The organism is Runella sp. SP2 (assembly GCF_003711225.1).
Lineage (GTDB): Bacteria > Bacteroidota > Bacteroidia > Cytophagales > Spirosomataceae > Runella.
Genome location: NZ_CP031030.1, coordinates 2,719,497 through 2,740,418 on the forward strand (window position 1 = coordinate 2,719,497; position 20,922 = coordinate 2,740,418).

General features: G+C 44.0%; 17 protein-coding genes. 12 read left to right on the top strand and 5 right to left on the bottom strand.

Translation table 11 applies throughout. The annotated features are described in order from the left end of the window. The first annotated feature begins 24 nt into the window (after positions 1–24). The gene (locus DTQ70_RS11430; RefSeq protein ID WP_229600119.1) at positions 25–3,624 is read left to right on the top strand and encodes a SusC/RagA family TonB-linked outer membrane protein; all 3,600 of its coding nucleotides are present in this window, start codon (positions 25–27) and stop codon (positions 3,622–3,624) included. A 30-nt stretch (positions 3,625–3,654) separates the two neighbouring features. After that, positions 3,655–5,157, top strand: a complete 1,503-nt coding sequence (locus DTQ70_RS11435) for a SusD/RagB family nutrient-binding outer membrane lipoprotein (protein WP_122930920.1) — start codon at positions 3,655–3,657, stop codon at positions 5,155–5,157. A 64-nt stretch (positions 5,158–5,221) separates the two neighbouring features. Here the strand turns inward: DTQ70_RS11435 and DTQ70_RS11440 are convergent, their stop codons facing one another. Then, positions 5,222–5,695, bottom strand: coding sequence for a hypothetical protein (locus DTQ70_RS11440; protein WP_122930921.1), 474 nt, complete (start codon positions 5,693–5,695; stop codon positions 5,222–5,224). Between the two features lie 116 nt (positions 5,696–5,811). On the opposite strand from DTQ70_RS11440, the gene DTQ70_RS11445 reads away from it, so the two are divergent. From DTQ70_RS11445 to DTQ70_RS11465, 5 genes are all read left to right on the top strand, one after another. After that, positions 5,812–7,317: a S41 family peptidase gene (locus DTQ70_RS11445; protein WP_122930922.1), complete on the top strand. Its 1,506-nt coding sequence runs from the start codon at positions 5,812–5,814 to the stop codon at positions 7,315–7,317. A gap of 87 nt (positions 7,318–7,404) precedes the next feature. Further along, positions 7,405–7,983 (top strand): TetR/AcrR family transcriptional regulator, encoded by a 579-nt coding sequence (locus DTQ70_RS11450; RefSeq protein ID WP_122930923.1) that lies wholly within the window; start codon positions 7,405–7,407, stop codon positions 7,981–7,983. Between the two features lie 92 nt (positions 7,984–8,075). Next, positions 8,076–8,900, top strand: a complete 825-nt coding sequence (locus DTQ70_RS11455) for an SDR family oxidoreductase (protein WP_122930924.1) — start codon at positions 8,076–8,078, stop codon at positions 8,898–8,900. 101 nt (positions 8,901–9,001) lie between these two features. Beyond that, positions 9,002–10,363: a 1-acyl-sn-glycerol-3-phosphate acyltransferase gene (locus tag DTQ70_RS11460; protein ID WP_122930925.1), complete on the top strand. Its 1,362-nt coding sequence runs from the start codon at positions 9,002–9,004 to the stop codon at positions 10,361–10,363. Between the two features lie 5 nt (positions 10,364–10,368). Beyond that, positions 10,369–11,349: a metallophosphoesterase gene (locus tag DTQ70_RS11465; RefSeq protein WP_122930926.1), complete on the top strand. Its 981-nt coding sequence runs from the start codon at positions 10,369–10,371 to the stop codon at positions 11,347–11,349. 26 nt (positions 11,350–11,375) lie between these two features. Here DTQ70_RS11465 and DTQ70_RS11470 read toward each other — a convergent pair whose 3' ends face one another. Then, complete coding sequence (locus tag DTQ70_RS11470) at positions 11,376–11,999, bottom strand: hypothetical protein (RefSeq protein ID WP_122930927.1); 624 nt, start codon at positions 11,997–11,999, stop codon at positions 11,376–11,378. A gap of 221 nt (positions 12,000–12,220) precedes the next feature. On the opposite strand from DTQ70_RS11470, the gene DTQ70_RS11475 reads away from it, so the two are divergent. Beyond that, positions 12,221–13,546 carry a cytochrome P450 gene (locus DTQ70_RS11475; RefSeq protein ID WP_122930928.1) on the top strand — a complete coding sequence of 442 codons (1,326 nt, stop codon included), beginning with the start codon at positions 12,221–12,223 and terminating at the stop codon, positions 13,544–13,546. 1 nt (position 13,547) lies between these two features. Here DTQ70_RS11475 and lipB read toward each other — a convergent pair whose 3' ends face one another. Beyond that, positions 13,548–14,261: a lipoyl(octanoyl) transferase LipB gene (gene lipB, locus DTQ70_RS11480; RefSeq protein ID WP_122930929.1), complete on the bottom strand. Its 714-nt coding sequence runs from the start codon at positions 14,259–14,261 to the stop codon at positions 13,548–13,550. 164 nt (positions 14,262–14,425) lie between these two features. Between lipB and DTQ70_RS11485 the strand changes: the two genes are divergently transcribed. After that, on the top strand, positions 14,426–15,271 hold the full coding sequence (locus DTQ70_RS11485; protein ID WP_122930930.1) for an N-acetylglucosamine kinase: 846 nt from the start codon (positions 14,426–14,428) through the stop codon (positions 15,269–15,271). A 95-nt stretch (positions 15,272–15,366) separates the two neighbouring features. Here DTQ70_RS11485 and nudK read toward each other — a convergent pair whose 3' ends face one another. Beyond that, entirely contained in the window at positions 15,367–15,945 is a 579-nt protein-coding gene (nudK, locus tag DTQ70_RS11490) for a GDP-mannose pyrophosphatase NudK (protein ID WP_122934372.1), read from the bottom strand. 57 nt (positions 15,946–16,002) lie between these two features. Between nudK and DTQ70_RS11495 the strand changes: the two genes are divergently transcribed. Beyond that, entirely contained in the window at positions 16,003–16,752 is a 750-nt protein-coding gene (locus tag DTQ70_RS11495; protein WP_122934373.1) for a DeoR/GlpR family DNA-binding transcription regulator, read from the top strand. A gap of 65 nt (positions 16,753–16,817) precedes the next feature. On the opposite strand, the gene DTQ70_RS11500 is transcribed toward DTQ70_RS11495, so the two are convergent. Continuing rightward, on the bottom strand, positions 16,818–17,540 hold the full coding sequence (locus DTQ70_RS11500; RefSeq protein WP_122934374.1) for a DUF1361 domain-containing protein: 723 nt from the start codon (positions 17,538–17,540) through the stop codon (positions 16,818–16,820). Between the two features lie 125 nt (positions 17,541–17,665). Here DTQ70_RS11500 and sucC point away from each other — a divergent pair, with 125 nt between their 5' ends. Together sucC and DTQ70_RS11510 are read left to right on the top strand one after the other, a co-directional pair. Further along, positions 17,666–18,889, top strand: coding sequence for an ADP-forming succinate--CoA ligase subunit beta (gene sucC, locus DTQ70_RS11505; RefSeq protein ID WP_122930931.1), 1,224 nt, complete (start codon positions 17,666–17,668; stop codon positions 18,887–18,889). Positions 18,890–19,010: 121 nt separating this feature from the next. Beyond that, positions 19,011–20,918: an ATP-dependent DNA helicase RecQ gene (locus tag DTQ70_RS11510; RefSeq protein ID WP_122934375.1), complete on the top strand. Its 1,908-nt coding sequence runs from the start codon at positions 19,011–19,013 to the stop codon at positions 20,916–20,918. Positions 20,919–20,922 lie beyond the last annotated feature (4 nt).

Below are 20,922 nucleotides of genomic sequence, written 5' to 3' on the forward strand. Positions count from 1 at the left end.
TTAATACCTAATCATCCCTCTTCTATGAGAAATCCTTTACGACTACGCAGTTTGGCGATGCGGACGGTTTGTGTAACCTGTACGATGCTATTACTGTCAGTATTACTGATTGGTGTGTCTTACGCCCGCGAAACATTCGCCCAAGAGTTGCTTCAGCAACGCATTACCCTTAAAGCCGACGAACAATCGGTAAAGGCAGTTTTAACGAAAATCGAAAAGCTTACATCGGTAAAGTTTTTGTACAGCCCTAGCCTCATTAAGTCAGAGCGCAAGGTCAATCTAAACGCCGTCAACGAGCCCCTCAGCAAAGTGCTTGAAACACTGCTTAGTCCGTTGCAAGTTTCGTACGAAGTGGCAGGGAAACAAGTCATTTTAAAGCAAGAACCCCTTCCCCAACCTGTCGAGAAAAAAGCGTCCGTTAACCCTGAACCCTTCGCGATTGAGCAACCCATAACGGGTACCATCACCGATGCGAAAGGAGAGGTTTTGGCGGGAGTAAGTGTACTGGTCAAAGGAACCAATCGTGGGACTTCTACCAACGGCGAAGGAAAATATAGCCTTGTTGTCCAACCTTCCGAAACGCTGGTTTTTTCGTTTGTGGGTTACATCAAAAAAGAAATTGTGGTTGGCAATCAAACTGAAATCAACCTTGTCTTAAACGAGGACACCCAAACCCTCGGCGAGGTGGTTGTCACAGCTTTGGGTATCAAACGCGACAAACGCGCCTTGGGTTATTCGATTCAGGAAATCAACGGCGAAAGCCTTGCTCAAGCCAAAGAAGCCAACGTAGCAACGTCATTGGCAGGGAAGATTGCGGGCGTACAAGTAACTCGCGCAGGCAACGGGGCAGGTGGGTCGTCGCGGGTTGTGATTCGGGGGGCCAATTCATTGGTGGGAAATAGCCAGCCACTGTACGTCATCGACGGGATTCCGATGGATAATAGCAATGTAAACTCTCCAAGCCGCTGGGGAGGAATCGACTACGGCGACGGAATCTCCAACATCAACCCCGAAGACATCGAAAGCATGTCGGTTTTGAAAGGGCCTAACGCCGCCGCCCTCTACGGTCAGCGCGGAAGCAACGGGGTCATCTTGATTACGACCAAATCGGGCAAATCACGCAAGGGCGTAGGCATCAAATACGGCATTGATTATTCGGTCGGTGACGCGCTAGTTTTACCTGATTTTCAAGACGAATACGGTCAAGGACTTGACGGAACGTTTACGCATTTCCGTGGCAACGATGGCAAAATTTATACGTGGGCAGCCGCAAAAGCCGCTAATATTCAGGGCATTCCCAAGATGAGTGGCGGACGCGACCGCTTTACCCGTGCCAGCTGGGGTGCCAAAATGGAAGGACAACAGTACGAAGACCAATGGGGAAATGTATTGAGCCTTACCCCTCAACCCAACACTTTCCAAACGTTTTTCAACAAAGAAAGACAGATGGCCAATAACATTAGCCTTGAAGGTGGAAACGACAATGTCAACTATCGTTTATCGTTTGGAAATACCAAAATCGACGGTTATACCCCAGGAAACACCCTCAACCGTAATAACATCAGCCTCCGTACGATGGCGAAACTTACGCCCAAGCTTGACCTTGACGTAAAAGCCAATTACATCGGTCAACGGGGTAACAATCGCCCAACTGTTTCGGATGCTGCCGACAACCCTGCCTATCTTTGGATTAGCCAACCACGCTCCATTCCTATGAGCATTTTGGAAAACTCAACTTGGACGGCAGAAGATGTAAGCAAACAACTGGGCTACGGCACCACCCCGTTTGTAGGTTTGGAAAAAACCTACGCCACCAACTCTTCAACGGCCAACCCTTATTGGACGCGCGACCATACCCGCAACTCCGACGACCGTCAGCGTTTGATTGGTTTGATAAAATTGAGTTATCAGTTTAATGATTGGATTCGTTTGACTGCCAAAACAGGTACTGACTTTTATACTGACCAGCGTCTTCGCTACCGCGAAAAAGGCACTTACCAAAGCCAAAACCGCAATGGAGATATTATTGAAGAAGTAACGCGCGTCCGCGAAGACAACAGCGACGTATTGCTGTCGTTGACCCCTGAGTTGTCAAAAGATTTTTCATTGTCGCTCAACCTCGGTGCCAACCACCAGAAATTTTATGCCCGTACCACAGGAAATACGGGTACGGAATTTATTGCACCTAATTTGTATTCCATCAACAACACCCTCATCAATTCCTACGTTTTCAACCTCTCGGAGTCATCCATCAATTCTGTTTATGCCGCAGGTTCAGTAGGTTTTCGGGATTATTTGTTTGTTGATTTCTCTGCCCGCAACGACTGGTCTTCTACCCTTTCTCCCGCCAACAACTCCTTTTTCTACCCTGCTGTGAGCGGTAGCTTGGTCGTAACCGATGCCTTGAACCTCCAAAATTCTACGTTGAGTTTCTTAAAAGTTCGTGCCTCGTGGGCACAAGCGGGAAGTTCAGGAAGCCCGTACCAGTTGACGGGCAACTATGCGCTCGACCAAACACCACACGGGGGGCAACCTTTGGGTTCGTTTACCTCAGTTATTCCCGACCCTAACCTTAAAAACGAATTAACAACGTCGCTTGAATTAGGTCTTGAAGCCCGTTTTTTCAAAAATCGTTTGGGATTGACGTTTGCCTACTACGATGCAAGTACAAAAAATCAAATTCTCAATATTCCCTTGCCTCCGTCGAGTACTTTCACGTCTCGCCGCATCAACGCGGGCGAAATTCGTAACCACGGCATTGAATTGGCCATCACAGGAACGCCCGTACGTACCGAAACAGGCTTCTCGTGGGATGCCACTTTCAACTTCTCGCGCAACCGCAACCAAGTCGTTGAATTGGCCGAAGGAGTTTCTACCTTCTTGTTGGGCGACGACCGCAACGTACAAGTTATAGCTACCCCAGGTAAGCCATTCGGAACCATCATCGGTAATGGTTTTCAATGGTTGCGCGACGACAAAGGCAATCGTTTGATTGACCCAACGACAGGTTTGCCACTCAAAACCAATGCAAAGTTGTTGTACGAAATTGGCAGTGCACTTCCCAACTGGATTGGTGGATTTAACAATACCTTCCGCTACAAAGGCTTTAGCCTTTCTGGCTTAATGGATGTAAGTCAAGGTGGAAAAATATTTTCACAAAGCTTGCGCGAAGAATTGGTTTTCGGAACCATCAAGAAGACCCTTCCTGGTCGCGATGGCTCGTATGTGGCTGATGGAGTTGTAGCTCAGAAAAACGCTGACGGAACATGGACAAGCACAGGACAAACCAATACCAAACAAGTAAGAGCCCAAGACTACTGGAACGTAATTGCTCCTGACAAAGACAACGTTGTGTCGGAAGAAATGCTCAACGACGCAAGTTATATCATGTTTAGAGAGCTAACTTTCAACTATCAATTACCGTCAAAAATCATCAGCAAAACGCCTTTCCGCAACATTCGTGCAGGCGTTTATGGACGCAACTTGTTCTACTTACAACGCAAAACCGACGGCTACGCCCCCGAGGCTTCGTCGTTCAACGTCAACAATTCCTCGCTGGGTCTTGAGTCCACCTCTTTGCCATTGTTACGTTATTTTGGCTTTAGCTTGAATTTAGAACTCTAACCACCTCTTTCCTCTAACGACTTTCAACTCATGAAATCTATAAAAATCAAATCGCTTGTGATGATAGGGGCGCTTTTTGTAGCGCAAGGCTGTACCGAAGATTTTGAAAAAATCAATACACCTCCTACCACCCTTTCCACCATCGACCCAGGGCTTATTTTATCAAAAGCCCAAAAAGACGCCGCGTTTTCGGAAGGTTACGAATACCCCAACAACCAGTTTGGCTCATGGATACAACACTGGGCGGGTGGCGTGCTTATTTCGAGTTCTAGGTACATCCAGCAAACCGACGATAACCTTTGGAATGACCATTACACCCTGATTCGGAATATCTCACAAATCAGAACTCAATTGCTCAAAGGACGTGAAAATGATCCCAAAGCACGTACCAAACTGGCCATTGCAAGGATTGTTGAGATTTCGATTTGGCAACGTTTGACGGATTTGTTTGGTGACGTTCCTTTCTCCGAAACTGCCTTGGGCGTAGATGCCGTCAATAATCAACCCAAGTTTGATACGCAAGATGCTATTTATAAAAAGTTGATACAGGACTTGGACGCGGCGCTCTCTCAAATTACGCCAACCGACGATAGCTATGGAGCAGCTGACTATTATTTCAAAGGCAATATTACGCAGTGGAAAAAATACGGCAACTCACTCAAGTTGCGCCTTGGGATGCGTATCCGTTACGCTGACGCGGCTTTGGCCCAGAAAACCGTTACCGAAGCCATGGGCCAACCCTTGCTTGAAAGCAATACCGACAATGCGGCCGTACCAACGTTTAACGACGCAACCAACGCCAACGTACACCCTGTTTTGAACCATTGGCTGGCGGGTAGCCCCGATCTCAAATACTTGGCAGCACCCTTGGTAGCTCAGTTGGTGAACTCTAAAGATCCTCGCCTTGCTCGCCTTGTGCAGCCAACAGTTAACTCTGTGAAGGCTGGCGCCCCCGCTTACAAAGGAATTGGGGTTGCACTTACTGATGAACTTTTGAAAACAATCATCAAAGACGACTATTCAACTGCCTCACAAACAACGTTTTTCAACAAAGCTTATAGCCCTGCCATTGCGTGCTTGGCCATGTCGTACTCAGATGTTTGTTTTTACAAAGCCGAAGCAGCCCTCGAAAGCTGGGGTGCGACACCCGACCAAGCGGAGAAATTTTATCAGGATGGGGTTAGGGCAGCTTTGGCGCAGAACCCGTACAATATCACCACAGTACCTGCTGATTTTCAAAAGGAGCTCTCATTTACTGGTTTGAGTAAGGACGAAAAGTTGGAAAAAATCGGTACTCAAAAATGGATTCAGCTGTTTGGCCGTTCCTACGAAGCTTTTATCGAATGGCGCAGAATGGGTTATCCTGCTTTAAAAGCAGGGCCAAATTTGGGCTCGACCAACGGCCAAATTCCACGCCGAGCTATTTATTCGTCTCGTGAGACTTTGCTAAACAAAACCAATTATGACGAAGCCGTTAAGCGTCTTACCAACGGCAACTCATATACCTCTAAGGTGTGGTGGGATAAGAAATAACCACTGTTTCTATTTTACGTTAAGGCAAACCAAGCTAGTTTTGGTTTGCCTTTTTTTTACTTAACTAAACATAAACAACTTCCGTTTCCCAAGTAAATTGAGGAAGTTTGATGGTACTCAAAAGCTGTTCCTCCAGCATATTCGCCCACTCCAAAATATACAACACCACGTCGTCGCGATAATTATGACGTAGATGGCGCTTATTTTCGGGCAAACGATTCAAAATTCGTCGGTCTGAGAGTCTTTCTAAATGTTTCAAATCGTCCGAATCCAAACCTGCGTCTATCATCTCATTGATGAGCAAGTCCATCGGTAGCCCGCTCGTAGGACAATATTCGTTCAATTGCTCATTCCAATCTCCCCTGCCGTTGGCCAGGGCATGGGCATGAATTTCGGCTTTGGTAAGCTTAGTAATTTCTTGCGCTAAATTTCCACAATTACAGCTCCCCATGTGTCCCCATTGGTACGGAGAGCCTTGTTCAATCTTACGAGCCGTTCGACGAAGAGCGGCAATGAGGTCGAGATTAGGACGTGCCATAGCCTTATACGTTTTTATTTATGTTTATTGAAAATCAAACCGAGTGTCTAGGTTTTTTGTTTTGAAGCAATTTATGTATTTTTTTGTAAAGCAGTCAATGAATATTACAATCAATCATGACCCTAAAAAAACAATTCGTCCTCGCCCTGTTTGGACTTTTTCTTCTACTCAGTTCATGTAGCCGCAAATACATTCCTGATGCTACCTACAGTGTCGAACAAATCAAGCAAGATTTTAAGCTCATGCGTCATGCGTTGGAAGAATCTCACCCAGGAATTTATCGTTACACTTCCCCTGATTCTATTCGTTTGGTTTTTGACCAAACTGAAAAGTTGCTCGACCATCCCATGACGGAGCTAGAGTTTCGGCGCACGGTCAACCCCATCTTTTCGTACATCCGTTGTGGTCATACCGATATTTATCCGTCGAAAGGGTATTCAAAATACATCAAAAAAAACAAACCAAAAGAATTTCCTTTGGGGCTGTATTACGTTGAAAACAAGCTTCGTATTCTTCAAAATCGAACAGACGACACTAGCCTGGTCGTTGGCACCGAAGTAGTATCCATTGATGGGCAACCTGCGGCTGATATTATTGCAAAAATGCGCCAACTCGTTCCTTCCGACGGCTACAATCAAACGTTTAAAACGACGGTTATCAACGGCAACTTTGGTGGTTTTTATCGCTATCTCTACGGAAATAAAGAAACATTTGAAGTAACTGTACAAGATTCGTTAGGTAAAAAAAGAGATCTTAAACTTAGTTTTAATAAACCGCCTAAGCCCACCAAAAAGGCCAGCACTCCTGTCAAACCTGCCAGCAATCAACCACCAAAAACGCCCGAAGCAACGCCCAAATTGATGGTCAAAACCAATCCAAAACTGCGCACTTTGAAGCAATCTGAAAAAGACAGCACGGTGGCTATTTTAGACATCAACACTTTTAGTGACAACCATTATCGTCGATTTTATCGCCGTTCATTCAAAGCATTAAAAACCCAGAATATCAAACATTTGATCATTGATTTACGTGCCAATGGCGGTGGAAAATCAGACGCGAGCATTAATTTGATGTCGTATTTATTGGAATCTAATTACGTAGTGTATGATTCGGCCAATGCACTTACACTCCGTCCTTCCTACCATCGTTACTACAGCCACAAGTTTTCGAGATGGTACACGCGCTATTTTTGGTCAAAAAAATTGCCCAACGGGCAACGAAGCAGTCGTTCTGCCCGACGTGTTCAAAAACCAACCTCTAAAAATGGCTTTAAAGGAAAAGTATATCTGTTGACCAACGGCGGGTCATTTTCGGCAGCATCCATTTTTCCGTCCATGATTCAACAATACAACCCGAGGGCGGTGGTTATTGGTCGCGAAACAGGCGGAGGCCGTCACGGTTGCAATGCATTTATTTCACCTTACTTGACCCTTCCGCACACACAGGCAAAGGTGCGTATTCCCGTGTTTAAGTTGCTTCTTCACATTCCTGGCGCTGATATTGGCCATGGGGTTCAGCCCAATTACCCCGTCGAGTACCGTTTTGAAGATGTCAAAAAAGCCCGCGATTTGGACATCGAACGTGCGTACGAGTTAATAAATGCTTCCAAAAATGAAAAATAATTCACAACACTTCTTTTTATTGAATTTATATTCATGTATTTTTGTTGCATTACTCATTAAACGTAGCAAACAGATTACCGAAACCTAATGAGATCAAAAGACGAAAGTAAAGTACAATTGATCCTGAAGACCGCCCTAAAGATGATTGCCCGTGTGGGCTTGGCTGGCCTCAAAATGTCGGACTTAGCCAAGGAAGCAGGAGTAGCGACGGGTACTGTTTATATTTATTTTGAAGACAAAAATCAGTTGATTCGGGAGTTGTATTTGTACCTAATGCACGAAAATACCAACGACCTTACCCAAGAACTCACGGGTGATGAACCTTTGAAAATAAAGATTAAAAAAATGGCCCGTAATTTTCTGGAAAACAATATTCAAAACCCAGAATACGGCGCTTTTTTAGAACAATATTTTCGCTCGCCATATTTTCAAGAAGACGATACAACCCGCAAAGAAGAAGACCACGCGTTACAACCAATTTACCAACTTGTACTCGAAGGACAACGCCAAAGTTTAATCAAAGATGCGAATCCAGAGCTACTCGTAACGCTTGTTTGCGGAATGCTTAATGAACTAGCCAAACAAGTTATTTATACAAAAACACCTATCTCTAGCAGTGATTGGGAAATGACCTTCAGCGTCATCTGGGACGGTATTCGTGCCTAGTATTTTTTATTCAAAATGAAAGTACGGTTTAGTCCAAATCGTATTTTTTTGAGACTTTTAATGAATATTAATTCATAAAAATAAACAAACCAATGAAAAAGACCATATTAATCACAGGAGCTTCTTCAGGAATTGGAAAAGCCACTGTACAGTATTTTGCCCAACAAGGCTGGAACGTAGCTGCCACTATGCGTAGCCCTCAAAAGGAAACCGAACTCACTAAGTTACCCAATGTCCGATTGTATGCTCTTGATGTTACCAATACCGCGAGTATTCAACAAGCCCTCAAAGGAGCTATCGCCGATTTTGGTGGAATTGATGTTATCGTAAACAATGCAGGGTACGGAGCGGTAGGAATTTTTGAAAAATCGACGCCCGAACAGGTGCAAAAACAGTTTGATACCAATGTGTTCGGGGTTATGAATGTCGTTCGGGAGATTTTACCCTATTTCCGAAAAAAACGGGCTGGAACTATCATCAACGTCACCTCTATGGGTGGGCGAATTACGTTCCCGATTTACAGCGTTTATCACGGCACCAAATGGGCCATTGAAGGGTGGGCCGAAGCCTTGCAATATGAGCTTCGCCCGTTTAATATCCGAGTAAAAAATGTTGAACCTGGCGCTATCAAAACTGAGTTTTTAGAAACGTCTATGGTCTTGTTTGACCAAAAAGGATTTGACGAATATGATACCTACGAAAAAGTTACGTTTAAGAATGGTGCCGACGCCTATGTCAACGCTCCAGGCCCAGAGACAGTTGCTAAGACGATTTTTAAAGCCGCCAACGACTCATCATACAAACTTCGCTATCCTTCTAGTAATCAATCCTCTATGCTACTTTTCTTGCGATGGTTGCTTCCCACAAGTGCCTTCAATGGTATTGTAAGAGTGATTGTTGAGAAGGGGTTTAAATAAAATAGTCATGTGCAGAGGGCAAAGCTACCTCAAAATAACCCTTCTTTATAAATGTAAACAAAAAGTGTTAATTTGAGCAAAAACCGAAGCCCTTTGCCTCTATGCTTTTGTACACCTTTTTAAAATGTATCCTTAAAGTCGCTCTTAGAATATTTTTTCGACGGTTTCAGGTGGATGGACTTGATAAGTTGCATCGGGCGAAAGGGCCACTTATTTTGGCCGTAAACCACCCAAACACCTTCATGGATCCGCTCATTATCGCTACGTTGGTGCGGCAACGGGTCGCCTTTATTGCCAATGGCAGCATCTTCAATCGGTTTACGACCCCCATTTTTAGGTACTTTCATGTCATACCTGTGTATCGAAAAAAGGACACAGCGACCAGCACACTTTCGCCCGCCGAACTCAACAAGCGAACTTTTCAGCGCTGTTATGATTATTTAGAAACCAAAGGAACTATTTTGATTTTTCCCGAGGGAACAAGCGAAATTGAGCGACGTTTGAGAGAGATAAAAACAGGAACGGCCCGCATTGCCCTTGGTGCTGAGGCTGAACACGGGTTTAATTTAGGGGTTCAAATTTTACCCATCGGTCTCAATTATTCTGACCCAACGCACTTTCGGTCGGAGGTTTTTGTCAACGTAGGAGAGCCCATTCACGTTCGTGATTTTAAGGAAAGTTACCGTCCCGATTCGTTTGAAGCCGTTGAAACCCTGACCGATTTGATTCAGCAACGACTTACAGAAACCGTCATTATCACCGAAGATGCCGAAGAGGATAGCTTGGTATTGCAGGTAGAAAAACTGTACAAAAACCAGCTTTTTGATGAACTTCAACTCAACCAAAAAGTAAAAAAAGACGAATTTGGGCTCATTAAACAGCTGATTACCGCTGTTCGATTTTTTGAAACACAGCATCCTGACAGGCTAAAATCACTGCAAGTGAGAATGACAAATTATTTAGAATCACTTCAAAAACTTCACCTTTCTGACCGAATTTTCACCCAAACCAAACGACTGTATAACCACCTGAGCAGCACACTTTTAACGCTTTTACTTGGCCTTCCTTTGTATTTAATTGGCCTCATTACCAACTATATACCCTATATTTTACCTTCAAAGATTGCACGCCTGATTTCGTCAGACATTAGCTATCGCGCCCCAATCATGATGACCGTTGGGATTTTACTTTTCCCGATTTTTTATAGTTTTGAAGCATTTATTGTCCACTCCCTATTTCAGCAGCGCTGGGTTACCCTCGTTTTTGTCGTATCGCTACCTCTCCTTGGTTATTTTGTGCTTTGGTATTGGGATCGTCTTACTCGACTTACTCACCTTTGGCAAGCCCTTCGATTGTTTCGACAAAAGCCCAGTTTAATGGAGTCGCTCACGAGTGAACGTGCTAAAATCTTTAAGGCATTGGAAGAAGCCAAAACACTCTATTTAACTACCATTAAACGCTAAACCAAATGAAGAGAAGAAATATCCTAAAAAGCGGAATGGCACTCCTAAGCGTGTCAAGATTGAAAGTTCCGAACATCGCTTCCGAGCAAAATCGGGGCAGTTTTGCGCTCGATGGAAACGTAGTGCGCTTTTACCACTCAGCCATCAAAGAACGTTTTAACATAACGATGCTGGCGGATACGCACTTGTTTAAAGACGATGAGCGCGGCGTTCCTTTTCAGCAATTCAGCGGAAGAATGGCCAAAGCCTACAACCAAACCATTCATTTTCAAACAGGAACACCTACAAACCCAGAGGAGAGCTTTCGGAAAACGCTTGAAATAGCCAAACAAGATCAATCCAAATTGGTCGCTTTAATTGGTGACATTTTCAGTTTTCCTTCGGAGGCTGCCGTAGAATGGGTGGCGTCTCAGCTAAAGGAAGCGCAACTTCCCCACCTCTACGTGACAGGAAACCACGATTGGCATTACGAAGGTATGGAAGGCTCAAGTCATTCGTTGAGAGATATTTGGATACAAAAAAGACTTCGACCAATGTACCAAAATAACCATCCTTTGATGAGCACTCGCGAAATCAATGGCATCCGATTTCTGGCACTTGATAATTCTACGTACCAAATTACCCCTGAACAGTTGGCTTTTTTTCGAAAAGAGGTTGTTACCCAACAACCAATTGTACTCATGGTTCACATCCCACTTTATGCCCCCGAACGCTCTTTAGGATTTGGCTGCGGGCACCCAAAATGGAACGCCCAAAACGACAAGAATTACCAACTCGAACGCCGCGAGCGCTGGCCTGAAACGGGTCATTCTCAGACTACCTTGCAATTCCACAAAGAAGTGTTCTCTTGTCCCAATTTGCTTGGTATTTTGGCAGGACATACGCACAAGCCAACCCTCGACATTGTGAATGGCATTCCTCAAGTCATCACTCCGCCCAATGCAGCGGGTGGGTATTTGAAGGTGGAGTTGGTTCCAATGAGCTGATGTTCGATTATTATAAACCCCGACTTTTAGTATATTTTTATTAAACTAAAATGAGAACCATTAGCATTAGGAGACATCCCCCCTGTGTAATTATGGGCTATTTTCAGTTGAATTATATCCCCAGAGTTCAAGTAGATAAAATCCGATGTTTGTGAAGTAGAATTTGTAGCTGAAGACAAATTTGTAAAAGAATTTAGTCTAAAAATAGTGTTATTTTTAAAAATATAGATTGTCAAGAAATAATTTACAGGATTTGAGTCGAATGTACCTGCTGTAAATGTGGCAGAAAATTGGTAAACACCACTTTTATCAACTTGATACGAATTATTTGTCAATGTACCATTTCCATATTTAAAGCTTGGACTGTTTAAATAGGCAACAGAAGGTGAATTAGGGTATGTACAACAATTGTTGTAGGAACCAATCGAACTTGAAAAACCTTCTTGAGAAACGGTCTGTAACTGCTTCCAGCTTGTTCCATCGTAAGTAAACAAGGCATTTTCAGGAAGTTTAAAAACAAAACTACCAGTTGAACTGGTTGGAAATGTAGTAACAGTTGGCACAACAATTTCATTTGGCTTAATTTGTACACTTTGGCAAAAAGCAGCCTTAAAAGCAAAAAAGAAGAGAAGAGTTGTTATGACTCTCATTTCGGTGTTTTTTTATAGTTAAAATTACTTAAATTTTCACAAAAATATCAATATTTTGAAATTACACAAAAATAAGCCATTTTTGAATACGCAGTTATTAAATAAAAAAAACAAATTATGTCTCCCTCAATTATTTGATTTATATAAAAATAAAATCTACATTTTTATATAACTATTTTACTATAAAAAGTATAAATACATGAATTTCAACCTATTCATAAATGCCTGTACTCCCAACATATAAACCCAGCAAAATCCCGCTAACGATACCACTTCGATTTGCCAAAGACCCGCTTTCATTTATCAGAAGTGGTTTTTCAGCCTGTGGTGATACCTTTCGGTTGCAGCTGTTTAGAGACATCATTTTTTCGCGTGACCCCGCTTTCTTTCGGCACGTTCTTCAGCAAAACCACCGTGGTTATGCCAAAGGGAAAGCATTTACGGAACTAAGCAAAGTACTCGGAAAAGGGTTGCTAACCAGTGAAGGAGACTTTTGGCTGCGGCAACGGCGTCTGATTCAACCCGTTTTTCACCGTGAACGCATGCTGGGGTTGTATCAAATCATGGCAGAATTAACCGCTCAGTTTGTCAAAGATTTTGAAGCGAACCGAAACCAATCAGCCATCGACCTCGACGAAAAAATGATGGCCATCACTGCTGACATTGCGCTCAGAACCTTGTTTACCACCATTACCAACGAAGATAAAGCAACGATTTATCAGCAAATCAACCGTACCCAAGAATTTATCATTGCCAATATTCGGAAGCCTTTTCTCAAGCCTTGGATGGCCATTAACGGCGCTAATCGTCGTTTTCGGGCTGATTTGAGCTATTTTAATCGCCTCATTTTTGATATAATTGAACAACGCCGTGCTTCGAGTCAGCCGCAAGATGACCTTTTACAAATGCTCCTCGACTGTACCGACGAAGAAACGGGTCAGCAAATGAACGACCAGCAAGTTCGGGATGAAGCAATTACGATGTTTGCCGCAGGGCATGAGACTTCCGCCAACGGCCTCAATTGGTTGTTGTTGGAGCTATCGAAACATCCAGAGGTGGTTCAAAAAATCCGTGAAGAATGTTCAATTTTTGACACTGTTCCGACTTGGGAACAACTTTTGCAACTCACTTATACTCGTCAGGTGGTGGAAGAAGGTTTGCGGTTATTCCCACCCGCTTGGGCTGTTGCTCGCGAAGCCATCGCTGATGATGTAATTGAGGGTTTTGAAATTCGGAAAGGTACCATTGTATTTTTACCCATGTATGAGCTTCACCGTAACCCCGAATTTTGGCACCAACCACTTTCCTTTGACCCCTCTCATTTCGCCCCTGAAAACGTCAAAAATCGCCCCAAATTTGCGTATTTACCCTTTGGCGCGGGGCCACGCATCTGTATTGGTCAGCAATTTGCCCTCATCGAAATGCAACTGATTTTAGCATCCTTACTCAAACGATTCACGTTCATACCCGACGACACCCACAACCCCAAAATGTTTCCATTGATTACGCTCAAGCCCATGAATGGAATCAAAGTTTGGGTAAAATAAATCATAACTCCATTTCAAACAATTCCGCCAAATGCCCTTTCAATTTCTCGGATACTTCACTCATAACCAATTCTCTACCAATCTCTTGCTGCAATGAGGTGACGGCTTTGTCGCTAATACCACAGGGAATGATGTTCCCAAAAAAGTTCAAATCCGTATTGACGTTAAAGGCAAATCCGTGCATGGTTACCCAACGACTGCACTTGACGCCCATCGCACAGATTTTACGGGGATTTTGCCCCTCTTCATGTCCTAGCCAAACTCCCGTCAGGCCGTCAATTCGTCCTGCCGAAAGTCCATAATCGGCGCAAGTCATAATGATGGCTTCTTCCAATAGGCGCATGTATTTGTGAATATCGGTAAAGAAATTTTCCAGGTCCAAAATAGGATACCCAACCAATTGCCCAGGCCCGTGATACGTGATGTCTCCTCCCCTGTTTATTTTATAAAATTGCGCTCCCGCTGCGTTCAGCTGTTCGTCGTTCATCAATAAATTTTCTTGATGACCACTTTTACCGAGGGTGTATACGTGGGGGTGCTGGCAAAACAACAAATGATTGGGCGTAAGCTGTTGTTCTTCAACGGAAAGTTTTCGGTTTTGCGTTTTGATGGCGACGGTTTCGGCCAACAATTTTTCTTGATAATCCCAAGCCGTTTGGTAGTCAATTGTGCCTAAATCTTCAAAACGTACTTTTTTATTCTGAACAGTATTCATCGTATATGTCTTACTTTTCCAAACCTTATAGTTTTTTTTCCCACGGAAACGCAAACCTATAAGGTTTATATTACATTTTTTTCAAAGAGTTGGTTCGTGACGACGAATTAGCCAATTTTGCGCCCGTTATTGTAGCCTCCATTTCATTAATAACCTAGTTCCGAATGATATTAATTGCCGACAGCGGTTCGACCAAAACGGACTGGCGAATTATCGATCACGAAAACAATGTCCAACAGGCTAAAACCATTGGCCTCAATCCCTATTTTCAAGATTCTGATTCGATTGCCAACGAACTTCGACAAAACCTTTTGCCTTCCATCGTTGGCGAAGTAACCGAAATATACTTTTATGGCACAGGCTGCGCTGGCGAAGAACCTTGTGCCATCGTTCGTCGAGGCTTGCAAGCCGTTTTTCCAACCGCGCATCACATTGAAGTCGATAGTGATATGTTGGGGGCTGCCCGTGGCCTTTGTGGACACCAAGCGGGCATTGCTTGTATATTGGGAACGGGTTCCAACAATTGCTTATACGATGGCAAAAACATTGCCGACAAAATCCCTTCGTTCGGATTTTGGCTCGGCGATGAAGGTAGTGGTGGGCATTTAGGCAAAAAAGCCGTTTTAGCCTTTTTACACAAAGAAATGCCTACCGACTTGGCCGAAAAATTTGCCAAACGTTACGGACTTACCCGCGAAATCGTGTTGGAAAATGCCTACAAAAAACCATTTCCCAACCGCTATTTCGCCAGTTTTTCCAAATTCCTTTTTGATAATCGAAACCACCCCTTTGCTTATCAATTGGTTTATGATGCCTTCGGTGAGTTTTTAGACAAGTACGTCGCCAAGCTACCCAATTACAACCAGCACAAAATTCACTTCGTTGGTTCGGTCGCTTTTTATTACAACGACATTCTACGCCGCGTCGCTGCCGACAAAGGCATGACCATCGGGCACATTATGGAAACCCCCATCGCTGGACTAACCCTTTACCACAAGGAAAAAGGATAATTTGAAAATTCATGAATGTGATAATTTGAAAATTAAAGTTTACGAAATTCAATTTTCAAATTATCACATTTTCAAATGGCTCAATTGAACATTTTTCAAATCAACCCTTCTAATTTCGCGTATTGCAACAGCATTATTGTCTTCCCATCCCTGATTTCCCCCGTTTTTATCATATTTAGGGCTTGTTCAAACGGGAGCTCAAGCACTTCTATGTTTTCTTGCTCGTGTGCGGCCCCGCCTCCTTCGTTTACTTTCATGGTAGCTTCGTATTCGGCCACAAAAAAGTAAAGAATTTCGGTGACTGAACCAGGTGACATGTAGGCTTCAAACACCTTACGCACCGACGAAACTCGGTAACCCGTTTCTTCTTCCGTTTCTCGACGAATACAATCTTCCGCGTTATCTTTGTCCAAAAGCCCCGCGCAAGCTTCAATGAGCATTCCCGTTTCGTTTCCGTTGACGTAAGTAGGCATTCGGAATTGACGCGTTAAAATCACCGTTTTATTTTGGGGATGATACAACAAAATCACCGCACCATTGCCACGGTCATACGCCTCACGAGACTGCCGTTGCCATTGCCCCGATTTATTTTGGTAATCGAACGTGATTTTTTTGAGAACATACCAATTGTCCGAAAGCAATTTTTCCTCAATGATTTGAACATTAGGATTCATAAAAATGATTATTTTTGATAAATATTGATTATTTTTGAACAAATCAAAACAAAATCCATGAGTTATCAAAGCAGAAAGCAAATCATCCTTAAACTATTGGATGAAAAAGGCGACGTTGACGTCAAGGAATTGGCACAAGTACTAGAGACGTCGGAGATTACTGTGCGTCGTGATTTAGGATTAATGGCTGCCGACGGCCTGCTTTATCGAACCCACGGAGGAGCTATGAGGTTAAGTTTGGTCAACCAACCCATTAGTTTTGTTCAAAAATCAGCCGTAAATGCCGACAAAAAAGACCATATTTGTCGCATCGCAGCGGCACAAATCCAAGACGGGGACGTTATTTTTATGGATTGCGGAAGCACTGTTTTTAGGATGTGTAGCTTTATTCGTGACAAACGAATAAAGGTCATTACCAATTCGTTACCCGTTGTTCACGAACTCCTCAACAGCGCCGTTTCCATCAATTTAATAGGCGGCGAAGTGGATGCAGAAAGGCAAGCGGTTCACGGTAGCATGTCCACCGAACACATTCGGCGCTACCAAGCCGACAAAGCTTTCTTGGGGGTTGGGGGGATTTCGTTGGACAAAGGGTTAAGTGCGGTAAGTGAAAAAGAAGCCGAAATGACGCTGTCGATGGCCGCAAACGCCCAAGTCACTTATTTACTGTGTGATTCTTCAAAATTAGGCAAAGACAAATACCTGACGTTTGCCACTTTAGAATTGGTAAACGTACTTATCACCGATGAACAATCTTCTGAGATTATTCAGGCATTCACCAATGCAGGCTTAAAGGTTTTGCACTAAGTAAGTTCCTAACATCCCGAAAGCTTGGAGCTTTCGGGATGTTGTAGAGCTTTCGGGATGTTGTGCTACTCATCATTAATATGACGAATTCTAAAACGAAGCAAGGCCCAAAGTACCAAATAGAGCATTCCGAGCAATACCCCAATCTCAAGGCTGAGTATAAGCGCCGTTCGGTCGGTAAGGCTTTGCCAAATGGCATTGAACAGTTCTTGTGGATTATGCAGGATGTCCCAACTGTTCCACCGACGAATTCTTCCTAAATAAATTCCAAAACCTGCCAAAGGAAGGCTTACGAGCAGCAAAAGGTTTCCAATGGCTTTGGAATAGGTTTTTTGCCAGCTTCGGTGCATCCAATACACGGAGACAAGCCCGTTGAATAAGCTCACTTCGGCATAGAAAAAAAGCATAATCATATCATGCCAAGTAAGGTCGCTCCCCATATCCACCGACAAATGTACCAAATCAGTAATCATGTAAGGGGCATTGGGAAAAAACAACAACCAGACCACACTCCAAAGACCCACCCATACGTACCATTTATGAAAACGTTTGACAGTGATGTCAACGATAAAAGCGACGATTAGCGGAATCCAGCTCAAAAATAAATTCCAATCCATTGAAAAATCAACTGCTTCTTTGAACTGAATTCTGACCATGTGGTATGTCAAAGCCACCATACTCAACAACAAGAGCAAAAGTAGCGGATAGAGCCCCTGCATGGTAATAATTGGGGGCTCAGATACCATAAAGCGGTATTTCCAGAATTTATAAAGGAGACGTTTTAGCAAGACATTGAGGGTTAGTTTCACAAATAACGTTGAATTATATGCCGAAATTCAATAATCAAGTTAAAACTTTTGTGTAATTTGGCACGGCCAAACTAATAAAAAACAAACACTCACCTAATAATAGTATGAACATCCACGAGTACCAAGGAAAAGAAATACTCAAAAAATACGGTGTCAGAGTCCAAGACGGCATCGTGGTTGATACCCCAGAACGCGCAGTAGAAGCCTACCGCACTATCGCAGAACGTACAAATTCTAAGTTTGTCGTTATCAAATCTCAAATCCACGCAGGTGGACGCGGAAAGGGTCAAATTGTTGGTAGCGAACAACGCGGCGTTCAAGTGGTAAAATCACCTGACCAAGCTCGTGAAACAGCTACTAACCTCCTCGGACACGTGTTGGTGACGCACCAGACAGGCCCAGAAGGGAAAAAAGTAAACAAGATTTTCTTGGCAGAAGACGCTTACTACCCTGGAGCTTCGGAGCCTAAAGAATTTTACATGTCAATTCTTCTTGACCGTGCCAAAGGTTGCCCTGTTATCATGGCAAGTACCGAAGGTGGTATGGACATCGAAGAAGTTGCCGAACACTCTCCTGAAAAAATCATCAAAGAGTGGGTAGATCCTCGCGTAGGTTTGCAAGGTTTCCAAGCCCGCAAAATCGCGTTTGCGTTTGGCCTTACTGGCAATGCTTTCAAAGAAATGGTAAAATTTGTTTCGGCGCTTTACAGTGCGTACATCGAATCGGATGCGGCCATGTTTGAAATCAACCCTGTGTTGAAAACTTCTGACGATAAAATCTTAGCCGTTGACGCCAAAGTAAACCTTGATGACAACGCGCTCATCCGCCACGCCGACCTAGCCGACATGCGTGACACAAACGAAGAAGACCCGTTGGAAGTTGAAGCTGGCGAAAGCAACCTTAACTATGTAAAACTTGACGGAAACGTAGGTTGTATGGTAAACGGTGCTGGTTTGGCAATGGCTACCATGGACCTTATCAAATTATCAGGTGGTGAACCTGCCAACTTCTTGGACGTTGGTGGTGGCGCTAACGCAAAAACGGTTGAAGCTGGTTTTCGTATTATCTTGAAAGACCCGAACGTAAAAGCTATCTTGATCAACATCTTTGGTGGTATCGTTCGTTGCGACCGTGTAGCAACAGGGGTAGTTGAAGCTTACAAAGCCATCGGAAACATTCCAGTACCTATCATCGTCCGTTTGCAAGGAACCAATGCTGAAGAAGGTGCCCGCATCATCAACGAATCAGGTTTGCAAGTTTTTTCAGCCATTGAGTTCAAAGAAGCAGCCGCGAAAGTGACTGAAGTTTTGAAGTCGTTGGGTCTATAAGAAAACCCCATATTGTATTCACATGGCAAGGCGCGACAAATGTCGCGCCTTGTTTTTTTGGGAGAAAGACGTTTTTCCACCCCAACTGTTACCTTTGCGTTTCGATTGGCGTTTGGGAAGTATGATTTACGATATTTTAAAACAGTACTGGAATTACGATTCGTTTCGTCCGCTACAAGAAGATATTATACAAAGTATTTTGTCGGGGCGAGATACGCTCGCATTACTCCCCACGGGCGGGGGAAAGTCGGTGTGTTTTCAAGTTCCTGCATTGGCCAAAGAGGGTGTTTGTATTGTCGTTACGCCGTTGATTGCCCTCATGAAAGATCAAGTAGAGCAACTCAAACGGCGGCGTATCATGGCTGCGGCCATTTATTCGGGGATGAATTGGCACGAAATCGACATTGTGCTCGACAACTGCATTCACGGAACGACCAAATTTTTGTACGTTTCGCCCGAACGCCTCCGAACCGATATTTTTTTGACGCGTGTCAAGCAAATGAAAATTTCGCTTTTGGCCATCGACGAGGCACACTGTATTTCACAATGGGGATATGATTTTCGCCCAGCCTATTTACAAATTGCGGCTTTTCGTCAGTTGATTCCTACGGTTCCCCTGATTGCCCTGACGGCTTCCGCCACCGACCCCGTAAAGAAAGACATTTGTGAGAAGTTGGAAATGCGTGAGCCTGCCGTTTTCCAATCGACCTTTGCGCGGGCAAACCTTTCCTATTCAGCCTTTTTTGAAGAAAACAAAGACGCTCGGCTGCTCCGTATTTTACAAAACGTACAGGGAAGTTCTATCATTTATGTTCGTAATCGTCGTCGTACCAAAGAGGTTGCCGATTGGCTCAATCGGAACGGCATTCGGGCTGATTTCTACCATGCGGGTGTTCCCAATAAACAACGCAGCGAAAAGCAAGAAGCTTGGATTCGTAACCGTTCGCGGGTGATGGTCGCCACCAATGCTTTTGGCATGGGTATCGACAAACCCGACGTGCGTTCGGTGATTCACATTGATTTACCCGACACCCTCGAAGCCTACTACCAAGAAGCGGGCAGGGCGGGGAGAGATGGGCAGCGCGCCTACGCTGTGGCCCTTTATTCTCAGCGCGATTTGGACGAGTTGGCCCGAAATGTTGATCAAAAATATCCTCCCACTGATTTTCTTCGTCGGGTCTATCAAGCACTGTCCAATTACTATAAAGTTCCCGTAGGAGGAGGCGAATTTGAAACCTTTGACTTTGACTTACAAGACTTTACAGGCACGTTTGGGTTGCCCCTCTCTGAAACCCACTTTGCCATTAAACTCCTTGAAGAAGAGGGCTTTGTACAATTGAGCGAAGCCTACAATAGCGTTTCTAAAATTCATATTACGGTCGATAATCGAGCTTTGTACGAACTCCAACTCAAATACCCGCAGTACGACAGTTTTATCAAACTATTGTTGCGCATGTACGGAGGTGAGTTGTTTAGTCAGTTTGTCCCCATTTCGGAAACTGCCATTGGTCAAAAACATTACACGATGGAAACCGATGTAATCAAGCTCCTGCAAGGGCTTCACGACCTCGGCATGATTGTGTATGACAAACAGCGCGTAAAACCCCAATTTGGCTTTGCTACTCCTCGCTTCGACGCCTCTCAAATGCCCATCGATGCCTTGGCCATTGAAGAAAAGCACAAAACCGATTTGCAACGAATTGCAGCCGTGATTAGTTATGTAAAACAACAAAATCGTTGTCGAACGCAATTGCTTCAAAACTATTTTGGCGAACCCAGCGACGCTGATTGTGGGATTTGCGATAATTGTTTGGCCAAAAAGAAAAAAGCTGCATCCCCCGCCGAACATGCCCCCATTCGGGCCGAAATGCTCCGACTTTTGTCGCTAAGTCCGCTTACTCCCCAGCAATTAGTAGCGGCCTTTGGATTAAAAAACGAACAAGCCGCCATCGCAACGCTGCGGGAACTATTGGAGGACGAAGTCGTTTTGTATGAAAATGAAGGAAGAATACGACTAAAGGAGTCATGAAGCT